The following is a 20,327-nucleotide window of genomic DNA, read 5'->3' on the forward strand; positions in this document are numbered from 1 at the left end:
ACCTGCTGTGACCCACGCAAAACACAATACCAATCACGGAGACCGTATGAACACCACTTCCAATGAGCCCCTCGGAATCGAGCAGGGAGACCGGGTCAATGCCCTCGAGCTCGCGCTGATGCGCGGCCAGCTGGACCGCCGCAGTTTCATGAAGCTTGCCGCCGCGATCGGGCTGTCCACCGGTTCCGCCGCCGCGATCGCACAGCAGGCGAGCGCCATCGCCGCCAACCAGGCCGAGCGAGCCCGCAACCTGCTGGCTCAGTACGATTACATCGTCTGCGGTGCGGGTTCGTCCGGCTGCGTGGTGGCCAGCCGCCTGTCCGAAAACCCCGACGTGAAGGTCTTGCTGCTCGAAGCCGGCGGCGATGACCAGGCGCCCAGCATCCTGAACCCGGGAGTCTGGTACACCAACCTCGGTACGGAACGCGAGTGGGGTGACGAGTCGACTCCCCAGCGGCACCTGAACGGCCGCAGCGTGAAGCTTGCCATGGGCAAGGCGCTCGGTGGCGGGAGCAGTATCAACGTCATGTGCTACGTGCGCGGGCACAAGAACGATTTTGACTACTGGGCGGCGGAAGCCGGCGACCCCGAGTGGAACTACGAGCACGTGCTGAAAATGTACAAGGGGGTCGAGAACTGGCAAGGCGCGCCGGACCCGGCTTACCGTGGTACGGGCGGCAATGTCTGGGTGCAGCCGGCTCGCGATCCGAATCCGATCGCACCAGCCATGGTCAGGGCCGCCGCCGGTATCGGGATTCCATCCTATGACGACCACAACGGCGCAATGATGGAAGGCCCCGGGGGCTGCGCCATCGCCAACACCAGCATCCGTGACGGACGGCGCCTGAACATGGCCGCGCACTACCTGCATCCGGCAATGCATCGGCCGAACCTGACGGTGCTGACCCGTGCCGAGGTGCGCAAGATCGCGCTCACCGGGAATCGGGCGACGGGTGTCGAGTTCACCTGGAACGGCAAGCTGCACAAGATCGCCGCAGGAAAGGAAATCGTCCTGTCGGCCGGCGCGCTCAACTCGCCCAAGCTGCTGATGCTGTCGGGGATCGGCGACAAGGCGCAACTGCGGCGCGCCGGGGTACGTCCGCTGCACCACCTGCCGGGCGTCGGCCAGAACTTCACGGACCACATCCTGCTGGGCGGCTGCGTCTGGGAGTACAACGTGCCCGAGGCGCCGCGCAACAACCTGGCCGAATGCACCTTCTTCTGGAAGAGCGACAGCCGGCTCGATACGCCGGACCTGCAGCCCTTCCAGATCGAGATCCCGTTTGTCAGCGACGCCAATGCCAAGCGCTATACCATGCCCGAGGCCGGGTGGTCGATCGCACCCGGCCTGGTGCGGCCGGAAAGCCGCGGCTGGCTGGAACTGCAGTCGGCGAATCCGCGCGACCGCCTGAAGATCCACGCCAACTTCCTCAGCGAGCCGGCCGACGTCAAGGCCCTGGTGCGCAGCGTGGAGCTGTGCCGCGAGATCGGCAACGCGCCCGAAATGCGCGAGTTCGCCAAGCGCGAAGTCATGCCCGGTCCGCTCAAGGGCAAGGAGATGGAGGACTTCGTTCGCAACGCCGCCAACACCTACTGGCACCAGACCAGCACCTGCAAGATGGGGCGCGACGCCATGGCCGTCGTCGACAGCAAGCTGCGCGTGCGCGGTATCGAAGGATTGCGCGTCGCCGACGGCTCCATCATGCCGCGCGTGACGACCGGGAACACCATGGCACCTTGCATGCTGATCGGCTTGCGCATGGCAGAGATTCTCAAACGCGCCTGAACGTCATGAGCACCCAGGGCGGGCGCGTTCCCGGAAGTAGGGCGGGTCACCGCGTCTGAACGGCCGGCGCAGGCCGGACGGTGGCACCGGAAGAGGGCGTCGCGCGCCGGCGCCTGCAGTGTCATCGATCCGGCTCACGGCGCGCCGTGAGCCGGTCTCCCGAAGGGCAGTGCGCGTGTGCGGTGCCCGTCATCCGGCTGGTGGGGGAATGCCACCTAACCATTAGGTCAAATTAGGTAGGGCTGCGCAGCACACCTAAAAAAATGCTACCAAAACGCAGAAACGGTCGATCTGTGTTCAAAGGGTGCTTTTAGGTGTAGAAAGATAGAACACATTTAGGTGTGAGCATTTTTTACCGGACGGCTCATCGCTCGCACTCGACTTCTCCGCCCGCAACTAACTCGACATTAGCATATATATTGTCGAGTTAAGCGTGGGGCAAGTGATTGCGCCAGTTTTTCGACCCTGGCGCGGGTAGAATCCCCACCACATGAAAACACGCCGCAACCGATGAAGATCGCGCATCTCTCTGCAGGAGCAACGTTGACCCGTAATGACGACCACGTGGCCGTGTTCGACCATGCCGGCGCCACCGACATCCTGGTGATCGATGGCGGCACGTCGGTGGCCCAGCGCGACTACCTCGATCCTGTCCATGGCGACGTGAGCTGGTTCGTGCGCGCGTTCACGGCGGCGGTGGAACAGGAACTGGCGCCGGGCCGGAGCCAGCAGGCATGCGTGCACGCCGCGATTGCCGTCGTCTGTTACAGCTTCGATCGGCTGACCAGGGCCGGCCAGGCAACGGGGCAAAGCGCGATGCCGCTTCATGCATGGCCGATCGCAGCCATGACCTGGCTGCGCATCGACGAGCGGGACGGAGTCGGGCGCGCAGCGTTATACAGCCTGGGAGACTGCAAGAGTCTGCTGCGCACGGCCGCCGGAGACTGCGTCGATCTCGATCCGTTCGTGAATCCGCAGGATGCCGTCCTGCAGGCCGAGATAGCGAGACTGCGCGCAGACGGCGTCATCGATGCCGAACAACGGCGCGAGCGCATGCTGCCGATGCTGCGCGCGCGGCGCGAGTTCCAGAATACTCAGTCCGCGCCGACCGTCCTGTGCCTGCGTCCTGTCGGCGCATTCCAGGCACGCACGCGCAGGGTCGAGCTGGAATCGGGTACGCGGCTCTTGATCATGACGGACGGCTTTTATCGGCTGGTCGATCCATATGGCCGGTATACCGATGACGCACTGATGGATGCCTGTCTCAACCGGGGATTGCCGGCAATGCTGGATGAGTTGCGGACGCATGAGGCGGTCGCCGGCGGCACCGGAGCAAGGGCGGTCAAGGCGGCGGACGATGCGTCGGCGGCGATCTGGGCCGGATAGCGGGCGGTTTCCAGCCTGCAGGCATTGCGAAATGGGGTAGGCGCCCCGACTGTCGACCTGCCGGGGCGCGTTGGCGATAGCGTATTTAACATAATATAGATTATGCGAAGTCTGGTGCGGGTCGACGTCGTCGCCTTTCTGACCAGCTCTCGGAAGCAAAAGCGCTCGTACCTAAAACTCCGTACTCGGGGCACCTTAATCTACCGACTCGGCGTCAAAGCCCCGTTTTCCCCGTCGAGTCTATATGTTTAGGTAAATCTTCATGGCCTACTCATCACGTCAATAGCTTTAGGTACAACGGAAGTATTTATGGATACGGAATCGCGTCGGATGTTCAGTGATGACAGACGAGACAACTGGCTGCAGCTCGCGGATCGGCGTGTGGGACTCGGGCCGCTGGCGTCAGGCCTGGCCTATTTGTCTGGCTTGCTTCGTGAGGGTCGCCGCTGACGACGCGCTGCCCGTGCCAAACCCAACTCCTCGCTGGCCGATTCCGATTTCGGCGCTGTTCGCTCAAGCCGTCCGCGAAGCTCAGTCACCCTGGCGCGCTCGGCGGCAAGCTGGCTACCCAGCTCCGCACTCTGGTGCGCGCTTTCCGCAGCCTGGCGGGCGGCTCGGTCGCGTTCGTCGGCCAGTAGTTCGGTCTTTGCTATATAGCAGCGCTCCGAAGTAAATCGTGGAAGTTTTCGGAACTAATTGTTTGAAGTCTGCCGCGTCGCATAGGTGTCCAAGTTTTACTTCGTATCTTGCCGCCTGTGCTTCATCCTAGGCTCATAGCGGTCTAACCTGTGGCTTTCTTGGTTTTACCGGCGAGCTTTACGTAACTCGTCGTGCAGTCCCGATTTTTGCGGTAACCGTTAGGTAATACGCGCATGCGTCGGAAGTATGGCCGGGATACCAGCCGACTGCCATGCCACCCTGCAAGGATCCTCATTTGCGTTCGATTCTCTTGCAGTACGGCGGGACTGCTGCCTTTCGAGCCATCCAGAATCCCATACGTTTGCTTACCGCGAATCGCAACTGTCGTCCTAATCTTCGAACGATTTCAGGTCAGCTATTACCTGAGAAAAAAGTTTCTTTCGCTCCGCAATGTCCTTCGGCAGATACGCGAACGCAACGAGAGACAACGGATGTACACCCAGCACCGCTGCGATGTCGTCGATCTTTGTAATCGTAGGGGCTTTGATCCCGCGTTCCAGGCTGCTGAGATAGGTTCGACTCGAAACTACCGAAAAATCCTCTTGTGTCAGACCTCGACTCTTCCTCGCCTTCTGCAGTCCTGTTCCAAATTGTTTGAGCAACCCCACGAGCACCTCCGCATAAAATGCACGATGTACTCATGGCGAACACTTTAGGACTACAATCTATAGTGTTCATTTCGTACTGCAGAGGCATTCAAGTGATTACTACAGACAAAGCACATGAGGCGCCCATGTTTTCGATGGGGCCAGGGATCGCGACCTGGCGTGCAGCTACGCTAAGCCTAGGTATGCTCTACGTGTTCATCACCTACGCATTTAAAGAAGAGCGTCGCTGGGTCCAACAGACGACGATCCTCTGGGATCCTCGCGACGTACTACAGTTCTGCCGCACTTGCAACGGCAACAAGTTACTTAAAATTGTTGAGATTTCCCTACTTGAGCCTTACCGCAAGGAGAAAGTCAACACTTGGCGCTGGACATCGGTTTTGAATATTCGGCTATACGTCGAAGATGATGTCGAGATACCCGTCTACTTTACTGATGCCGGTGAAGCCGTTGGTCTGACTCGAGAAGAAGCGAAGCAGAAGATGAAATCGCTTTACAGGGCTCGGCCAAAACGAGAAGCAGCCTGAGCTCGTCTAAAGCGGTCAGAAGTACACCTCGAGCGCGCGAATTCCGAGAGCAAACGCTACACCGCCTACTCCAAGCTCGCAGTCAGTCTGCTGTTTCGATCGGTATCGAACTTCGTTCAACGCTAGCAATCTATTTGTCTTGTTTGCTGCCGGGTCGACGCCGCTGGCGAGGGATTACAGGCGTCGAGCGCGGCTCCCGCCTGCTTGGTTTCGATGTGCTGGCGAATCGCTCGAGTTGTTCACGCAACTCAGCAACCTTTGCTCGCTCTGCAGCGAGCTGGCTCTCCAGTTCCCCGCACTGAAATGCGGTTCTCATGGTCTGGCTAGCCGCTCGGTCTCGCTCGTCGGCAAGTAGTTCCGCCTTAGTCATATAGGCGCTGAGCTCTTGGCCTTGTCGGGCAAGCTGAAACTGAGCCCGCTGTGCCTCGGACTGGATTTCTTCAATGCGGGACGCGAACGTCCGGCGCTCGGCGTCGAGTTGCTTCTGCAGTTTCGTCGCCGCAGTTCGCTCTTTGTCCAGGTCAACCAGGGTTCTTTTCGCCAGATCGGTGTAACGCTGCTCAGCTTGAAGGATGCGGTCAGTTAATTTCTCGATCTCCGCCGCGCGCTCTCTTAACATCGAACTTATCTGGTCGCGCAACGTTTCAATGTCAGCTCTAGCCTCATTCAGTCTCAAGTCCGTTTCTTGCTGGGCTGCTGCTGCCGCGCCAAGTTCATCCCGCTGTTTTACGATCGTCCCCTCAGCTGCTGCTATTTGATCGCGGCCGTCCTTGAGCTGGGCAGACAGTTGAGCGATGTCATCTTCCAGACGGTCCTTTTCGGCCAGGGCAGCGTCGCGTTCGACCATTGCGCTCTGCCGCAATACAATGATCGACTCGTCAGCAGCCTTTTGGGCTAGCGCCCAGATCTCACCGATCAGCTGGCCGCCCGACTGCTTTACCTGATCGGGCAAGTCCGCATGCTGAAGGTCGACCCTTGCCCGTTCACGCAAGTCACTCCAAAACCTTTTCAATGCTTCGCTTGGAACAGACATACTCCCTTTCCGAACAAGCTGATAGAGAGCGTTCGTTGTTGGAGTCACGCCGTACCTGAAGAACATAACGGCACAAGCTTCCCTATAGAGATCCGCAGTGCGTGGAAACCGATCACGCAGGCAATCAATGTCAGCCTGCATAGAGGCTGTGCTTTGCCTATTCTCGAGCATATACCCCCCTTTTCGTAGTCCCGTAATACTACGTAAAACGTAACGAAACCGGCGCCCTCCTCTGAAAATATGACATTACTCCTATAATGTCGAATATGCTCAAGCGCTGGCTGGAGAAGCGTCGCGGGCTGCCACTCTCCGTCTAACAGCCGCGGGATCTAAAACTGCAGCCACAACATGGAGATATCGACGAAGCAAAGGCCTTTTGCTCAGCTACCGTAAGAAATTAGTCTTTGCTACACTGGCAGGCAGCAATAGCAGGCTATAGGTCGAGCTGGTCGCTTTTTCATCTTGTAAGGGGGTTCTGGTTTGCGAGTACCCGACATCGAACTGACCGAGCGAGAGACCGATCTCCTGAACCAAATCAGGTTCCGCTACACATCGCATGATGAGCTCCGTGCGTCTCTTATGCCGATGGCAGGCCTGACCGAGTCGTTATTGGAACGCGGTGCGATCCCCGAGGTGCGGCTTTTATACTTCACCGATCCCGAGCGCAATCCAGGAGGGCGCGGGAAATCCCGTCAGCAGGTTTTCGAGAATAACGGCATCTCAGGTACTGAAATCTATGCTCATGGGAATTTCCTGAAGTTTCTCGAATACTTCATTTATGGCCCTGCCCTTCCGCCGAATATCGTCGCGAAATTCACGGAGGCCATGTCGTTCTCCGGGCATTTGACCTATGGGGACATCAACGACCTGGCTCCTGCTGCACGTGCCGCTGTGCGATCAGCTCGGCTTAATCCACACGAGGCCGCGGAAGAGTTCCACAAGTTAGCGCTTGAGTGCGGCGCAATGCCGTCTGGGGCCGAGAGTATCCGGAAGTCGGTCCTCGCTGTGCGCTAAGCCCCTAGGCTCCAGCGACCCGACCTTACGACCGGACGAGTGGTCCTCGCCCGCCTGAGCACATTGTGAGTCCGCCGCAGCCAGACGATCAGCGAAATTGCGCACTACCTGCTCTTGCCGGCCCTGCCAGGCTTCCTTCTGCCACGCGTATTGGTTTCTTTCGCCCGGCTTTTGCGGCCGCGACGTCGCTGAACCTCGCCGTAAGCGATGAACCCGGCCGCGATGATGCCAAAGATAACCCCGACCAGTACCGTCAGATCCCGCATCTCGTCCGTAACAACCAGGTTCATGTGGTACTTCCCCTCAAGCGCAGTGCATTACCGATCACCGATACCGAACTCAGGCTCATGGCCAGCGCGGCGATCATCGGCGATAGTAGCTGCCCGGTGAAGGGATAAAGCAGACCTGCGGCCAGCGGAATTCCCATGGCGTTGTAAACAAAGGCGAAGGCGAGATTCTGCCTCATGTTGCGCACAGTCTCCAACGAAAGAAGTCGCGATCGCGAAATGGCACGCAAGTCGCCCTTGATGAGTGTGACGTGTGCCGAATTGATGGCGACGTCAGTACCGGTACCCATTGCAATCCCAACGTCCGCTTTCGCCAGCGCCGGGGCATCGTTAATGCCATCGCCGGCCATTGCCACTACCTTGCCCTGTTGCTGCAGCCTTTCGACCAGGGCCAGTTTATCCTGTGGCGTGACCTCTCCGTAGACCTCCGAAATCCCGAGCCTCGACGCGACCGCCTTCGCCGTGGTCACGCCATCTCCGGTCGCCATCACCACCGTCATGCCGGCATCGCGCAGCGTCGCCAGCGCTTCCGGCGTCGTCGCCTTGACTGGATCAGACACCGCGATCAGGCCGACAAGCTTTCCCTGAAGTGCCAGGTACATGACGCTTGCACCGACTTGTCGAAGCTCTTCCGCGGCCTTCTGTAGTGGCGTCCAGTCGACCTTTTCGGTGTCCATGAGCGCCGTATTGCCCAACGCAACCCGCTCGCCCTGCACTGTGCCCCGTACACCGATCCCACTGGACGATTCGAAGGTTTCAGGCTTGTGCAGCGGCAGATTCCGCCTGCGTGCTTCCGCGACGATGGCGTGTGCCAGCGGGTGCTCGCTCCCCTGGTCGATACTTGCCGCGATCCGTAGAACATCGACTTCCTGGAACCCGGGGGCAGCGATCGCCCGGTCGAACGCAGGTTTCCCTTCCGTGAGCGTGCCGGTCTTGTCGACGATGAACGTATCGACCTTGCGCATCGCTTCGATCGCCGCGGCATCGCGGAACAGCACGCCCTGGGTGGCGGCGCGGCCTGTCGCGGCCATGATCGACATCGGCGTCGCCAAGCCCAATGCACACGGGCAGGCGATGATCAGGACCGCAACGGAGTTTACGAAGCCGTAGACCCAGCTGGGCTCGGGCCCGAACAGCCCCCAACCGATCAAGGTAAGCAGCGCGACGGCCACGACGACGGTGACGAAATAGCCGGCCACCACGTCGGCCAGGCGCTGCATGGGCGCCCGCGAACGTTGCGCCTGCGCGACCATCTGCACGATCTGGGACAGCATGGTCTGCGATCCCACGCGCTCGGAGCGAATGACGAGACTGCCGCTAGTGTTGATGGTTGCGCCGATGACCTTGTCGCCGGGGCGCTTCGTCACCGGTAGCGGCTCGCCAGTGAGCATGGCTTCGTCCACCGCGCTTTCGCCCTCCAGGACCACCCCGTCGACCGGCACCTTCTCGCCAGGCCTGACCCGCAGCGAATCGCCGATGTGGACGTGCGAAAGCTCGATGTCTTCCTCGGTGCCATCGGCGCGGATCCGCCTGGCCGTTTTCGGCGCAAGGCCGAGCAAGGATTTGATCGCAGCCGATGTCTGCGAGCGTGCACGCAGCTCGAGGATCTGACCGAGCAGGGTCAGCGAAACGATGACGGCGGCGGCCTCGTAGTAGACGCCGATACGGCCGTGCATCGCGAAGTTCGACGGAAACAGGCCCGGGAACACGGTCGCAACCAGGCTGTAACCATACGCCGCGGCGACCCCGATACTGATCAAGGTCCACATATTGGGGCTGCGATTCTTGAACGACTGCGCACCACGGACAAAGAAAGGCCACCCGGCCCACAGGACGACCGGCGTGCTGAGGACGAGCTCGATCCAGCTCTGGTAAGCAAGGCCTCCGCTGAAGATCCGGTGCCCTGCCATCGCCAGGATGGTGACGACGACCGTCAGCGGCAGCGTCCACCGGAAACGACGGCGGAAGTCCTCCAGTTCCGGATTCTCTTCATCCTCCAGCGACGGCAGCATCGGCTCCAGGGACATTCCGCATATCGGACAATTACCCGGGGTGGCTTGCTGGATTTCCGGATGCATCGGGCAGGTGTAGATCGTCCCTGGCGGCGCCTCGGGCATAGCCGCGGGGGCGCCTTTCTCCGTATAGCTGGTGGGATCGGCGCGAAACCTGTCCATGCACTTCACGCTGCAGAAGTGATAGAGGACGCCGTCGTGCTCGACGCGCCGATCCGGCCGGTCGGCAACGTTCATCCCGCATACGGGATCGGTATAGGGCTTATCGGACGCAGCAGTCGGATGATGTTGGGATGCACCGGCCATGCTTGCACCGGAGGCGTCGACGGCATGATGCCCGTGCGCGTGGTGGCATTCGTGGCCCTTCTGCTGGTGACCGACGTGATCATGCACTTCATGTTTCATGGCAGCTCCAGTAAAAACCATTGTCCTCGCGCGGCCCGCCTGTCGCAAGCGGTGCGCGACCTGTGATGTCTATCCGTTTTCCTTGGCGTGATTCAGGGAATACCGTGGGATCTCGACCGTAAGATCCGCCTCCGCGACAATGGCCTGGCACGACAACCGGGACAAGTGCTCCACGCCCCATGCCCGGTCGAGCATGTCTTCCTCATCCTCGCTCGCTTGGACGAGGGACGAGTATCCCTCCCTTACGATGACGTGACACGTCGTGCAGGCACCAACCTTGCCGCATGCATGCTCGATGTCGACGTCATTCTCCAGCAGCGCGTCGCAAATGCTGGTGCCGGGAGCGGCCACGATCGATGCGCCGGAAGGCGCGCACTCAGGATGCGGTAACACAGTAATTCTAGGCATGTGCCAACTCCTTTCCGGCACCTGGACTGCGGTACCGGCAGAACAGACAGCGTGGTGTCACTGGCGTCTCGTCCGAATCGGAAAGGGCACTCCCTGCCTGCTTCGCACGCGCGAAGTCGCGCAGGCCTGTACTTGGCATTGCGGCCACGCGCTTGTCTGAGCTGTGGGCCTCGCGACGGGTGGATTCATACATAAAACGCCTCCGGAAAGTGGACTATTCCACTGTAAACCTTCCAATGATGGAAAGGTCAAGCGGAATTTCCGCTGAACGAAGGCGCAGGTAGCGGCATGCCTTCCAGGGTGAAGCGGCGCCGCGTGCGACGTAGGAAAACACTGCGCGTCCATTTCCGATTCTGGAAGAAGTCCGACGACCCATGCTGTGCGCTGACGCACCCTGTTTGCATATCTCGCCAATGCGGCGTACCTGTCGCCCTGACTTTAGTCAGCCTTAAGAGCTGCTTCAGGCCAAAAAATGTCGTGCTATACTCGCGACACCTATGAACCGCGCACTCAAGACATTTCTGGTTTGGCTCCTGCTGGCCGTGCTTCCGCTGCACGCGCTTGCGGCCAACCGTATGTCGTGCGGCCCGGCTCACCAGCAGTCCAGCCAGATTTCGATTGATCCGGGCATGCAGTCCCACGAGCACATGGCCGATGCGCACGCTCATCACGGTGGCGAGCATGCAAGCCAGTCGGACGACTCCCTGGTCGACGCCGATCCGGCAGACTCCAAGGCAGGTAAAAAGCCGCACTCCACCTGCAGTGCGTGCTCCGCGTTCTGCCTGGGCGCCGTCGCGCCACCCTCCACTCATTTCGCTGTCCCGGCTTTCGACGGCTCCAACGCAGTCGTCGTTGCTCCTGCGGCCTTCGCCGTTGGCTTCATCCAGGACGGCCCTCAACGCCCTCCCCGGCACCAATCCGCTTAATCGTAACAAGAGCTGACCCGCTGTCCTTTGGCGGCGCCGTCGTCGCTCTTGAGCACTCGTGCGTGCCCGTGCACGCCCTGTTACCGATTTTGAGGATTGTCCATGACCTCCAAGCTTTTGGCCGCCGCTATAGGCGCCTTGCTGGTCCTGCCGATGTACGCGCACGCCCAGCAATCCCGTCCGCTGCCAGACCCTGCAGACCCCGCCGTCGCAGTGCCACCGACCGTGTACGAATCGGTCATCACCAGATCTTCGCCGGCGCCGCAGGCCGACCAGGCCACGCCTGACAAATCCTGGCGCGCCGCAAACGATGCCGTTGCCGGAGCGCCGGGACACGCGGGACATGGTGCCCACGGCGGTGAACAGAATCACCACGGCCATAAAGAAGCGCCGGCTCCGTCCGCACCAGCGCCCACGTCGCCAGCGAAGCCGGCCAGTCCTGCGCCTGTGGATCACAGCAAACATCATTAAGCCGAACACATAATGACAACAAAGCTTTCAATTCCCACAATGCGTGCCGTCGCGGCAGCTGCCATGGCCCTCGCGTTGAGCGGTTGCGCGACGTTCTCCAAGGACGGCGGCCTGGACGCAGTCTCATCCTTGACCGCCGAGCGCACCGGCCAGGACGTTCGCCTGCCCAAGACGAATGCCAATGGCGCGGCCATCCAGGACGAGCTGAACCAATTGCTGAAACAGCCGCTCACCGCCGACAGTGCCGTTCGCATTGCCCTGATCAACAACCGGGGCCTGCGCGCCTCGCTCGCCGAGCTGGGTGTCGCCGAGGCGGACCTGGTGCAGGCGGGCCGAATGGCTAATCCAGGTTTCAGTTTTGGCCGCATGTCCGGCGGCGGCGAAACGGAGATCGAACGCAGCGTCATGTTCGATCTCGTCGGTTTGGTGACCATTCCGATCCGCCGCGATATCGAGTCGCGCCGCTTCGAGAGCGCCAAGCTGGTCGCGGCAACCGAAGCGGTCCGGCTCGCGCTTGACACTCGCAAGGCCTACTTCAATGCTGTTGCCGCTGTGCAGTCGGCGCGCTACGCAGAGCAGGTCCGCGAGGCGGCCGGCGCGAGTGCCGAGCTGGCGCAACGCATGACCAAGGTCGGACACCTGAGTGCCCTTGACCAGGCGCGCGAACAGGCATTCTCGAGCGAAGCCTCGACCCAGCTTGCGCGCGCGCGCCACAATGCGACCGCTGCGCGCGAGCAGCTTGCGCGGCTGATGGGTGTGTGGGGAGAGAACACGACGTTCCAGCTTCCCGACAAGCTGCCGGAGCTGCCGGCGGCGCCACGTGAGGCAGGCAATATCGAGTCGCTCGCCATGCAGCAGCGCCTCGATGTGCGCCTGGCAAAGCTTGGGACCGAGTCGACCGCGCGCGCCCTGGGACTGACGAAGGCAACCGGCGTCATCAACGTGCTCGACGCTGGCTACGTCAACAAGAGCACATCCGGCGCGCCACGTGAGAACGGTTACGAGATCGAGCTCGCCCTGCCGATCTTCGACTGGGGAGGCGCACGTGTCGCAAAGGCCGAGGCGCTGTACATGCAATCGGTCCACCGCACCGCCGATACCGCCATCAATGCCCGGTCGCAGGTCCGCGAAGCGTATTCAGCTTACCGGACCACCTATGACGTCGCCAGGCAGCACCGCGATGAGCTGGTACCACTGCGCAAGAAGATCTCCGAAGAGAGTCTGCTTCGCTACAACGGCATGCTCATGAGCGTGTTCGAACTGCTGGCCGACGCACGCGCACAGATAGCGGGCGTGAACGCGGCCATCGATGCCCAGCGTGATTTCTGGATCGCGGAAACGGATCTGCAGGCCGCCATCAGCGGCAGCGGCGGTTCGTCGCTCTCCATGGCTTCCTCCGCCGCGTCCACCGAAGCCGCCGCCGAACATTAAACAAGGATTGAATCAGCAATGAGTTCTCGTCGAGATTTTTTCACTGGCGCAGCCGCCCTGGTCGGCGCCGGACTGGTCAGCCGCGCTGGCGCGGCCACCCTCCCGGAAGCCCCGGTCATGACCAGCGCCGCCACGCAGCCGCCACCGCCGCCGCCCAACGGCAGGCCGTATAACCCCGTCGTTACCCTGAACGGCTGGTCGCTGCCCTGGCGAATGAACAATGGCGTCAAGGAGTTCCACCTGATCGCCGAACCGGTCGTGCGCGAGATCGCGCCCGGCATGAAGGCGAACCTGTGGGGCTACAACGGGCAGAGCCCGGGGCCGACCATCGAAGTGGTCGAAGGTGACCGTGTGCGTATTTTTGTCACCAACAAGCTACCGGAGCACACCAGTATCCACTGGCACGGCCAGCGCCTGCCGAACGGGATGGATGGCGTCACAGGCCTGAATCAGCCGGGCATCCAGCCGGGCAAGACCTTCGTCTACGAGTTTGTCGCCCGGCGCCCTGGCACCTTCATGTACCACCCGCATGCCGACGAAATGGTCCAGATGGCGATGGGCATGATGGGATTCTGGGTCACGCACCCGAAGAATCCGGCCCACCACCGCGTCGACCGCGATTTCGTGTTCCTGCTCAACGCTTACGACATCGAGCCGGGCAGCTACACGCCGCGCGTGAACGAGATGCTCGACTTTAACATCTGGACCTTCAACAGCCGCGCCTTCCCAGGCATCGACACCATGAACGTGCGCCAGGGCGACCGCGTGCGCATCCGCGCCGGTAACCTGACGATGACGAACCACCCAATCCACCTGCATGGCCATGAGTTCGAGGTCACCGGCACCGATGGCGGCTGGACCCGTCCGGAGTCGCGCTGGCCGGAAGTGACGACCGATATCGCCGTGGGCCAGATGCGCGCCATCGAGTTCATCGCGGACGAGCCGGGCGACTGGGCCTTCCACTGCCACAAGTCGCACCACACCATGAACGCGATGGGACACGACGTGCCGAACCTGATCGGCGTCGACCACCGCGGCGTCGCCGAGAAAATCACGAAGCTCGTGCCCGACTACATGGTGATGGGCGAGAAAGGCGGCTCGATGGGCGACATGGAAATGCCGCTCCCGGAGAACACCCTGCCGATGATGACCGGCCAGGGTCCCTTCGGCGGCGTCGAGATGGGCGGCATGTTCACCGTGCTCAAGGTGCGCAAGGACCAGAAGCCGGGCGACTACAAGGACCCGGGCTGGTACAAGCACCCCGCCGGCACCGTCGCCTACGAGTGGAAAGGCGAGCCGCCGGCCGCAGTGCGCAGCCAGAGCGCGGGCGGCCAGGCGATGCCCGCTGCCAAGCCTGGGGACGTCGAAGTCACCGTCCGCAAGCCGACCAGCCACAAGGGTCATCACTGATCGCAACAGGAAAGGACGAACCCATGATCCGACGACTAGCAAGCAAGATCGCGCTCGCCGCTGCATTGTGCGCTCCGGCGCTCGCAATGGCGGCCGCACCGGTTATCGACGTCTTCAAGAGCGCCTCGTGCGGGTGCTGCACCGCTTGGGTGGAGCACCTGAAAACGAACGGCTTCCAGACTAGGGTGGCCAACGTCGACAATCCTTCGGACTACCGCGAACGTGGCGGGATCCCGAATGAACTCGGCTCTTGCCATACCGCGATGGTAGGCGGTTATGCCATCGAAGGCCACGTCCCTGCCAGCGACATCAAGCGCCTCCTTGCCGAGAAGCCCAAGGCAAAAGGGCTGGCAGTTCCCGCGATGCCGCTCGGCTCTCCGGGCATGGAGGGCCCGCGCAAGGATCCGTACAACGTCCTGCTGGTACAGGCCGACGGCAGTACCAAAGTATTCAAGCACTACAACTGAACAGTATTTCCTCACGAACGAAAGGAATGAACATGAACGCACTCTCGAAACTGACTCTCGCAATCACCCTGGCCGCCGCAGCGTCCGTTGCCACCGCCCAGAACGGCGCGCACAGCGCCCATGGTGCTCATGACGCTCATGCTGGCCACGCGGCGCCGGCGACGGCTGAACTCACCGATGGCGAAGTCAAGAAGATCGACAAGGAAGCCGGCAAAATCACGCTGCGCCATGGCGAATTGAAGAACCTCAACATGTCAGCGATGACCATGGTGTTTCGGGTTAAAGACCCGGCCATGCTGGACCAGGTAAAGGCGGGCGACAAGGTCAAGTTCGCAGCCGACCGCGTCAACGGCGCGGTCACGATCGTCCAGCTCCAGGCGGCCCAGTAAGCCCACCGAGCCCATCCATCAACCGGAGGCTCGGTACGCTTGAACCGCGTTTGGCGAGCCTCCCAGGAGACCAGCATGAAAATCAAATCTTTCTTTGCAGCGGCAGTAGCGGTAGCCGGACTGGTGGCGACTTCCGCCGCGTCCGCACACGCCAAACTCGAGTCGTCGTCGCCACAAGCGAATGCGATAGTGAGCCCGGCGCCTTCGCAAGTGCGCCTGCAGTTCAGCGAGCAACTTGAGCTGCCATTCAGCAAGGTCAAACTGGTTGACGAGAAAGGCGCGGTCGTCGAGGCAAGCAAGACAGCCCTCGACGATGCGAATCCCAAGGTGCTGGTCGCCACCGTTCCGGCCCTGCACTCCGGGGCCTGGCGGGTTCAATGGTCCACGGTTACACGGGACGGTCACAAGGTCAAAGGCCAATTCGACTTCCGGGTAAAGTGACATGGAGGCTGACCTCGCACTGGCACAACGCTTCGTCACGGTCGTCCTGAACCTGTCGATGGCCATACTTGTCGGCGCCAGTGCAGCCCATATCTGGCTGCGCAGCGCACGGTCGGCATGGGGCATCGGCATGGTTCCGCGACTGCGCAAGCTCATGCTTCTTACGGTCTCGGCGGCAGCGGTGGCGTATGTCGCGGTCCTGTGGCTCGAAGCGGCATCTATGGCGGAGGTTCCGATAAGCGAGGCTTTTCCCGCAGTGCGGTCCGTCATCACCGCGACGCATTACGGACTCGCCTGGATGATCGGCGCAGCGGCGCTGCTCGTCGTTGTCTTCACCCTCCGGGCACACCATGGCGAACGGCCGGGTGCCGCAGCCGCGCTGGTGCGTGCGGTTGCCCTGGGCGTACTGCTCTATTCGCGCAGCATGGTGAGCCACGCCGGCGCCGCTGGCGACTTCACCTGGGCTGTGCTCGTCGACTGGGTCCACCTCGTGTTGATCAGCATCTGGATCGGCGAAGTCATCGTGGCCGGCCTGGTCACGCTGCGCACCCAGCCTGAATGGGAGTCGAAGAACCGCGGCGAATGCGCACGCTTCGTGAAGTCGCTGTCGACATCGGCTACCGTCGCCCTCGTCGGCATCTTCATCACGGGTGTGCTGAGCGCCTGGCGCGGACTGGGAAGCTTCGAGAACGCATTCGGCAATCCCTATGGGACGACCCTGCTCATCAAGATCGGACTGGTGCTGTCCGCAGCGGCACTGGGTGGCCTGAACCGGTTCGTCGTGATGCCCCAGTTGCTGGCACAACTGCGCAAGCCAAAGCCGGAAGGCGGCGCCGATGGGAGGTTTGCTCTCATCCTTCAGGTCGAGGCATGCATCCTGGTGGCCGTACTCGTCGCAGCAGCCGTCCTGAGTTCCACCTCACCGCCGACGGCGTCGTGAGGACTTCATCTTCCAAGGAATAATAATGAAAAAGAAAACCATTCCAGCGCTCGTCCTGAGCGCTGCACTCTTCGCGGTCTCCGCAGCGAGTCTGGCGGCGTCACCGAAAGAGGCGCTCGCAGCCTTCCATGATGCCCTCACGAGCGGCGACAAGGCGAAAGCACTCAGCCTGCTGTCCCCGGAAATTGCGATCTATGAATCGGGCTACGTCGAGCGTTCGCGCGATGAATATGCGAGCCATCATCTGGGCGGCGACATGGAATTCGCAAAGAACTCGACGCGGAAGGTACTGAAGCAGACCGAACGCATCGATGGCAATACTGCCGTCGTGTGGGAGGAAACTGAAACCACGGGCACTTCTAAAGGCAAACCAGTGCACGTATTCGGAACAGGCACGGCGGTCCTCGAAAAGAAGGGCGATATCTGGTCCATCGTGCACGTGCATTGGTCCTCTAGGAAGGCTAAGTAATCGCAAGCCTTGCGCCTGATACTTCGAAACGAGGAGCATTGCTCCTCGCTTGTACAGCGAAATCTGACGGCGAATCCAGCAAAACACAGTGAACTCAGCATCAGATGTCCCCTGTTGTGATACGCGCGCAGCGATGTACGCAACGCACAACAAGATGGCGCTTACCTGAAAATCAGCCTCTACCGCGCTCTATCTCCTCGTTTGCCTCGAATCACTTCCGCTTTTAAAAATTGGACCTGAACAAAGACATTCCGTGTCTCGACGGTGTCTTACACATATTTTTTTGGCAAAAAATTCAGATCTCGCAGCGTTTCATTTTCCCTCAAGCTCTAGAATAAGAGCTTTCATCTCCGCTATTTCCCTCCTCTGCGATTCGACGATTTGATCAGCGAGTTTCTGCACGCGTGGATCGGAAATATTCGCTCGCTCACTGGTCAAGATCGCAATCGAATGGTGAGGAATCATTGCCTTCATCCAAGACACGTCATCGACTGTGCTCTGACTGCGTGCCAGCCATAACGCCACCGCAAACAATACGATGCTGCCGACAAAGATACCTACATTGAGCCTATTATTTGAGTACATGCCGAGCATAAATCCGAGCATAACTACCGCCATTGCCGCGCCCATCACTAAGGCCATATACAGCCGAGTTTCGCTGAAAAATATATGCGCCGACTCATAGACGTTCAAATACATCAAGCCAAACATTACCACCGTAGATGCTGCAATCATCGTACCGAACCGCAAATAACTATTCATGGCTACTCCTGTCATGTTGAGTGAAAAAATCTTCAGGCTCGAAGATTCATCAGTGCGAGTGCTTTTTATGGAATAAACTGCTAGTGCGAATGAGCGGGGGAATCTCCATTCGCATGTGTCGAACTCGGGTTACTGTTGTGCTCCGCGCGACCACTAAGATCTTCGTACTGCTCGATTGAATATTCAGGGAGCTTCTTGAGAAAAGCAACGATATCCCATAGCTCTTTATCGCTGTGTGTCGCTCCCCACGCAGGCATCCCTGTCATCTTGATACCGTTCTTTATAATCCAAAACAAACTCTCGTCTGACTGATGGCTATTTTCTTTGGTAAATAAAGGTGGTTGCGGATTTAACCCAAGGTGTATTGGCGTTGGCTCGACACCAGGCCCGAGATGACATATCTGGCACATTGCTGCGTACGACCTCGCGCCGTTCTCGATTCGTCGCATGTCAGCGAGATCGGCAGGGACCCTTATACTGTCGTCACGACGATCAATTGACTGGTTGCGCGTAGTTTCAAGCGCCCAACGGACTGGCGCCGTATGCATATCATTTGCCGCAATATTATATAAGCCAGAGTATATAAACGCGAATCCAGCGGCAATTACTATCACGGCCGCCAGAAGCAATGTTTTCAATGCCACCATCAGTCACCTCAAAGAACGGAAACTTAAGTTGTGTTTTTACCTTCCCCGATACTACGCTAATAGCAATTTTAAGCAGTGACATCTAAAGCATTAAAAGATGCCTAAGATGTCACTGACAGCTCATGCAAGGCGTTTCGCCTTACAGCGGGAAGACGTAATTAGAGCCAACCGTACTTACCCCAGCGATAAAGGCAGGCTCTTCATTAAACATGAAGTCGGACTGGCGTAGATCCGCCATATAGACACCCTGCAGCAAGACCGAACCGTCCGCCGCGCCATCCCCATTCGTGTCCCACGAGATCAAGGCACCAGCCGTCGCATCCTGGACAGATACCTGGTCTGGCATGATGTCGATGAATGCGATGTGATCGAAAGCCCCTTGGGCAGCACCACGCGCTTCGAAGTCAAGTACGACATCGTTACCGCTGTCAGGCATGACCATGAATGCGTCTGCGCCAGTACCGCCGCGTATGGTATCGTTACCCATGCCGCCTTCAATCATGTCGTGACCAGCGCCCGCATCGATGACGTCGTTACCGTCCCCTCCCATGACCTCGTCTTCCGCATCGCCACCGTCAAGTTGGTCATTACCCATCCCGCCGTCGAGCCTATCAGACCCTGCGCCACCTTCCAGGCTATCGTCGCCTGCGTCGCCTTGGAGGATATCGTCACCACCATTGCCGAAGAGCTGGTCGTTGCCATCGCGACCAAAAAAGTGATCCCATGTCTCGGCCCCATCGAAGGTGTCTGCGACCTCCGTACCTACTTTCACCCTGTAGGTTTCATCACCGGTAAAGCCGAACTGCACCGGTGTATCACGCCTTAACATTGCATCAGCGATGCGATCAAACGCTGGATTGCTTCTGTCCGAACCGTTAATCACAGGTCCTTCTTCGCTCATAGTCGGCCGCTCAGGCGTAGGAGCGTCAGCCGGGCGTGAGGAGGGTGGAAGCTCAGGAGACTCGGCAAACATGAAATCGTCTTGCGATAAATCCGCCTTTGTCACTCCATTCATGAGCACCGAACCGCCGTCCCAGCTGATCTTGACACCGTCGGGAGTGTCGGCAAACGAAAGGTCCGCCCAGCTCAGGCCGTTGATCGCGAGGTGATCGAACATTCCTGGCCCAGCAGTGAAGTCGCGAATGACGTCATTGCCGCTGTCGGGCGAGATCATGAAAGCGTCCGCGCCCAAGCCCCCGATCAGGATGTCGTCGCCGGCGCCGCCGTTGAGGTCGCCATGGCCCTCGCCCTCGTCAAGCAAGTCGTTACCCGCTCCTCCCATCAGACCGTCTGCTTCAGCACCTCCATACAACCGGTCATTACCCATCCCTCCCATCATCCGGTCGCCACCATCGCCGCCGACGAGCAGATCGGCGCCTGCGTCCCCGAAGAGATTGTCTTCACCAGCACCGCCATCGAGCGCATCATCGCCGCCCAGGCCCCACAGATAATCACGCGTTTCGCTGCCCGACAATGTATTGACTGCGCCAGTGCCGACACGGATTGCATAGTCATAAGGGGCGCTACCAGCGTCGAAATCAAAAGAGATGCCATCACGTTTTGCGTGCTGTGCTCCAACCCGCTCCAATGCCCGGGCGCCCGCATCCTGTGCATCCTTTGCCCTGTTCATGTTATTTGCCATAATCTGCTCTCCTTGAATGCAATACTTGTTCCAAAAAGGGGCTACAGTCGGTTTTCATCCCATCGATGACTGGGTAATCCCCCCGCAAAAAGAGCGCGATCAGAAGTAGAATTTTCTACTTAAGATACAGAAAGCTCTACATGAAGACCTCCCGTTTTACCGACAGC

The 20,327-nt window shown here is 60.0% G+C and carries 20 protein-coding genes; 12 read left to right on the forward strand and 8 right to left on the reverse strand.

Going from position 1 to position 20,327, the window contains the following annotated elements; translation table 11 throughout:
* Positions 1–46 precede the first annotated feature (46 nt).
* Positions 47–1,786: a GMC family oxidoreductase gene (locus tag ACZ9AQ_RS06520; RefSeq protein ID WP_429201809.1), complete on the forward strand. Its 1,740-nt coding sequence runs from the start codon at positions 47–49 to the stop codon at positions 1,784–1,786.
* Between the two features lie 543 nt (positions 1,787–2,329).
* Positions 2,330–3,172 (forward strand): hypothetical protein, encoded by an 843-nt coding sequence (locus ACZ9AQ_RS06525; protein WP_429201807.1) that lies wholly within the window; start codon positions 2,330–2,332, stop codon positions 3,170–3,172.
* 1,028 nt (positions 3,173–4,200) lie between these two features.
* Here ACZ9AQ_RS06525 and ACZ9AQ_RS06530 read toward each other — a convergent pair.
* Positions 4,201–4,479 carry a helix-turn-helix domain-containing protein gene (locus tag ACZ9AQ_RS06530; RefSeq protein ID WP_184236219.1) on the reverse strand — a complete coding sequence of 93 codons (279 nt, stop codon included), beginning with the start codon at positions 4,477–4,479 and terminating at the stop codon, positions 4,201–4,203.
* 125 nt (positions 4,480–4,604) lie between these two features.
* Here ACZ9AQ_RS06530 and ACZ9AQ_RS06535 point away from each other — a divergent pair, with 125 nt between their 5' ends.
* Positions 4,605–5,006, forward strand: coding sequence for a hypothetical protein (locus ACZ9AQ_RS06535; protein ID WP_184236222.1), 402 nt, complete (start codon positions 4,605–4,607; stop codon positions 5,004–5,006).
* Between the two features lie 130 nt (positions 5,007–5,136).
* Here the strand turns inward: ACZ9AQ_RS06535 and ACZ9AQ_RS06540 are convergent, their stop codons facing one another.
* Positions 5,137–6,210: a DNA-binding protein gene (locus ACZ9AQ_RS06540; RefSeq protein WP_109343463.1), complete on the reverse strand. Its 1,074-nt coding sequence runs from the start codon at positions 6,208–6,210 to the stop codon at positions 5,137–5,139.
* A gap of 309 nt (positions 6,211–6,519) precedes the next feature.
* Here ACZ9AQ_RS06540 and ACZ9AQ_RS06545 point away from each other — a divergent pair, with 309 nt between their 5' ends.
* On the forward strand, positions 6,520–7,053 hold the full coding sequence (locus tag ACZ9AQ_RS06545) for a hypothetical protein (protein WP_157225732.1): 534 nt from the start codon (positions 6,520–6,522) through the stop codon (positions 7,051–7,053).
* A gap of 104 nt (positions 7,054–7,157) precedes the next feature.
* Here the strand turns inward: ACZ9AQ_RS06545 and ACZ9AQ_RS06550 are convergent, their stop codons facing one another.
* The 3 genes from ACZ9AQ_RS06550 to fdx all read right to left on the reverse strand — a co-directional run bounded on the left by ACZ9AQ_RS06550 (position 7,158) and on the right by fdx (position 10,165).
* Positions 7,158–7,343 (reverse strand): hypothetical protein, encoded by a 186-nt coding sequence (locus ACZ9AQ_RS06550; RefSeq protein ID WP_109343464.1) that lies wholly within the window; start codon positions 7,341–7,343, stop codon positions 7,158–7,160.
* Positions 7,340–9,757 carry a heavy metal translocating P-type ATPase gene (locus ACZ9AQ_RS06555; protein ID WP_370659806.1) on the reverse strand — a complete coding sequence of 806 codons (2,418 nt, stop codon included), beginning with the start codon at positions 9,755–9,757 and terminating at the stop codon, positions 7,340–7,342. Before ACZ9AQ_RS06555 ends, ACZ9AQ_RS06550 begins: the two co-directional genes overlap by 4 nt.
* Positions 9,758–9,826: 69 nt before the next feature.
* Positions 9,827–10,165, reverse strand: a complete 339-nt coding sequence (gene fdx / locus ACZ9AQ_RS06560; RefSeq protein ID WP_109343465.1) for an ISC system 2Fe-2S type ferredoxin — start codon at positions 10,163–10,165, stop codon at positions 9,827–9,829.
* A gap of 497 nt (positions 10,166–10,662) precedes the next feature.
* Here fdx and ACZ9AQ_RS06565 point away from each other — a divergent pair, with 497 nt between their 5' ends.
* The 8 genes from ACZ9AQ_RS06565 to ACZ9AQ_RS06600 all read left to right on the forward strand — a co-directional run bounded on the left by ACZ9AQ_RS06565 (position 10,663) and on the right by ACZ9AQ_RS06600 (position 17,109).
* Entirely contained in the window at positions 10,663–11,091 is a 429-nt protein-coding gene (locus ACZ9AQ_RS06565; protein WP_040778120.1) for a hypothetical protein, read from the forward strand.
* Positions 11,092–11,625: 534 nt separating this feature from the next.
* Positions 11,626–12,993 (forward strand): TolC family protein, encoded by a 1,368-nt coding sequence (locus ACZ9AQ_RS06570; protein ID WP_005670877.1) that lies wholly within the window; start codon positions 11,626–11,628, stop codon positions 12,991–12,993.
* An 18-nt stretch (positions 12,994–13,011) separates the two neighbouring features.
* The gene (locus ACZ9AQ_RS06575) at positions 13,012–14,403 is read left to right on the forward strand and encodes a multicopper oxidase family protein (RefSeq protein ID WP_109343467.1); all 1,392 of its coding nucleotides are present in this window, start codon (positions 13,012–13,014) and stop codon (positions 14,401–14,403) included.
* A gap of 23 nt (positions 14,404–14,426) precedes the next feature.
* The gene (locus tag ACZ9AQ_RS06580; protein WP_005670881.1) at positions 14,427–14,870 is read left to right on the forward strand and encodes a DUF411 domain-containing protein; all 444 of its coding nucleotides are present in this window, start codon (positions 14,427–14,429) and stop codon (positions 14,868–14,870) included.
* A gap of 32 nt (positions 14,871–14,902) precedes the next feature.
* Positions 14,903–15,259, forward strand: coding sequence for a copper-binding protein (locus ACZ9AQ_RS06585; protein WP_005670883.1), 357 nt, complete (start codon positions 14,903–14,905; stop codon positions 15,257–15,259).
* 75 nt (positions 15,260–15,334) lie between these two features.
* The gene (copC, locus tag ACZ9AQ_RS06590) at positions 15,335–15,700 is read left to right on the forward strand and encodes a copper homeostasis periplasmic binding protein CopC (protein WP_005670885.1); all 366 of its coding nucleotides are present in this window, start codon (positions 15,335–15,337) and stop codon (positions 15,698–15,700) included.
* Between the two features lies 1 nt (position 15,701).
* Entirely contained in the window at positions 15,702–16,640 is a 939-nt protein-coding gene (locus ACZ9AQ_RS06595) for a copper resistance D family protein (protein WP_109343468.1), read from the forward strand.
* A 25-nt stretch (positions 16,641–16,665) separates the two neighbouring features.
* Positions 16,666–17,109: a YybH family protein gene (locus tag ACZ9AQ_RS06600; RefSeq protein WP_005670889.1), complete on the forward strand. Its 444-nt coding sequence runs from the start codon at positions 16,666–16,668 to the stop codon at positions 17,107–17,109.
* Between the two features lie 312 nt (positions 17,110–17,421).
* Here the strand turns inward: ACZ9AQ_RS06600 and ACZ9AQ_RS06605 are convergent, their stop codons facing one another.
* The 3 genes from ACZ9AQ_RS06605 to ACZ9AQ_RS06615 form a co-directional block, all read right to left on the reverse strand.
* Positions 17,422–17,871, reverse strand: a complete 450-nt coding sequence (locus ACZ9AQ_RS06605) for a DUF305 domain-containing protein (protein ID WP_005670891.1) — start codon at positions 17,869–17,871, stop codon at positions 17,422–17,424.
* Positions 17,872–17,951: 80 nt separating this feature from the next.
* Complete coding sequence (locus tag ACZ9AQ_RS06610; protein ID WP_081590007.1) at positions 17,952–18,518, reverse strand: c-type cytochrome; 567 nt, start codon at positions 18,516–18,518, stop codon at positions 17,952–17,954.
* A gap of 139 nt (positions 18,519–18,657) precedes the next feature.
* Positions 18,658–20,160 carry a calcium-binding protein gene (locus ACZ9AQ_RS06615; RefSeq protein WP_005670894.1) on the reverse strand — a complete coding sequence of 501 codons (1,503 nt, stop codon included), beginning with the start codon at positions 20,158–20,160 and terminating at the stop codon, positions 18,658–18,660.
* Positions 20,161–20,327 lie beyond the last annotated feature (167 nt).

This window comes from Massilia sp. UYP34, from assembly GCF_056279385.1.

Bases quoted from the DNA above. Each gene is read 5' to 3' on its own strand.
- ACZ9AQ_RS06520 (WP_429201809.1), top strand. From the start codon at position 47: ATGAACACCACTTCCAATGAGCCCCTCGGAATCGAGCAGGGAGACCGG.
- ACZ9AQ_RS06575 (WP_109343467.1), top strand. From the start codon at position 13,012: ATGAGTTCTCGTCGAGATTTTTTCACTGGCGCAGCCGCCCTGGTCGGC.
- ACZ9AQ_RS06600 (WP_005670889.1), top strand. From the start codon at position 16,666: ATGAAAAAGAAAACCATTCCAGCGCTCGTCCTGAGCGCTGCACTCTTC.
- fdx (WP_109343465.1), bottom strand. From the start codon at position 10,165: ATGCCTAGAATTACTGTGTTACCGCATCCTGAGTGCGCGCCTTCCGGC.
- ACZ9AQ_RS06580 (WP_005670881.1), top strand. From the start codon at position 14,427: ATGATCCGACGACTAGCAAGCAAGATCGCGCTCGCCGCTGCATTGTGC.
- ACZ9AQ_RS06595 (WP_109343468.1), top strand. From the start codon at position 15,702: ATGGAGGCTGACCTCGCACTGGCACAACGCTTCGTCACGGTCGTCCTG.
- ACZ9AQ_RS06535 (WP_184236222.1), top strand. From the start codon at position 4,605: ATGTTTTCGATGGGGCCAGGGATCGCGACCTGGCGTGCAGCTACGCTA.
- ACZ9AQ_RS06570 (WP_005670877.1), top strand. From the start codon at position 11,626: ATGGCCCTCGCGTTGAGCGGTTGCGCGACGTTCTCCAAGGACGGCGGC.
- ACZ9AQ_RS06540 (WP_109343463.1), bottom strand. From the start codon at position 6,210: ATGCTCGAGAATAGGCAAAGCACAGCCTCTATGCAGGCTGACATTGAT.
- ACZ9AQ_RS06550 (WP_109343464.1), bottom strand. From the start codon at position 7,343: ATGAACCTGGTTGTTACGGACGAGATGCGGGATCTGACGGTACTGGTC.
- ACZ9AQ_RS06565 (WP_040778120.1), top strand. From the start codon at position 10,663: ATGAACCGCGCACTCAAGACATTTCTGGTTTGGCTCCTGCTGGCCGTG.
- ACZ9AQ_RS06585 (WP_005670883.1), top strand. From the start codon at position 14,903: ATGAACGCACTCTCGAAACTGACTCTCGCAATCACCCTGGCCGCCGCA.
- ACZ9AQ_RS06555 (WP_370659806.1), bottom strand. From the start codon at position 9,757: ATGAAACATGAAGTGCATGATCACGTCGGTCACCAGCAGAAGGGCCAC.
- copC (WP_005670885.1), top strand. From the start codon at position 15,335: ATGAAAATCAAATCTTTCTTTGCAGCGGCAGTAGCGGTAGCCGGACTG.
- ACZ9AQ_RS06605 (WP_005670891.1), bottom strand. From the start codon at position 17,871: ATGAATAGTTATTTGCGGTTCGGTACGATGATTGCAGCATCTACGGTG.
- ACZ9AQ_RS06610 (WP_081590007.1), bottom strand. From the start codon at position 18,518: ATGGTGGCATTGAAAACATTGCTTCTGGCGGCCGTGATAGTAATTGCC.
- ACZ9AQ_RS06615 (WP_005670894.1), bottom strand. From the start codon at position 20,160: ATGGCAAATAACATGAACAGGGCAAAGGATGCACAGGATGCGGGCGCC.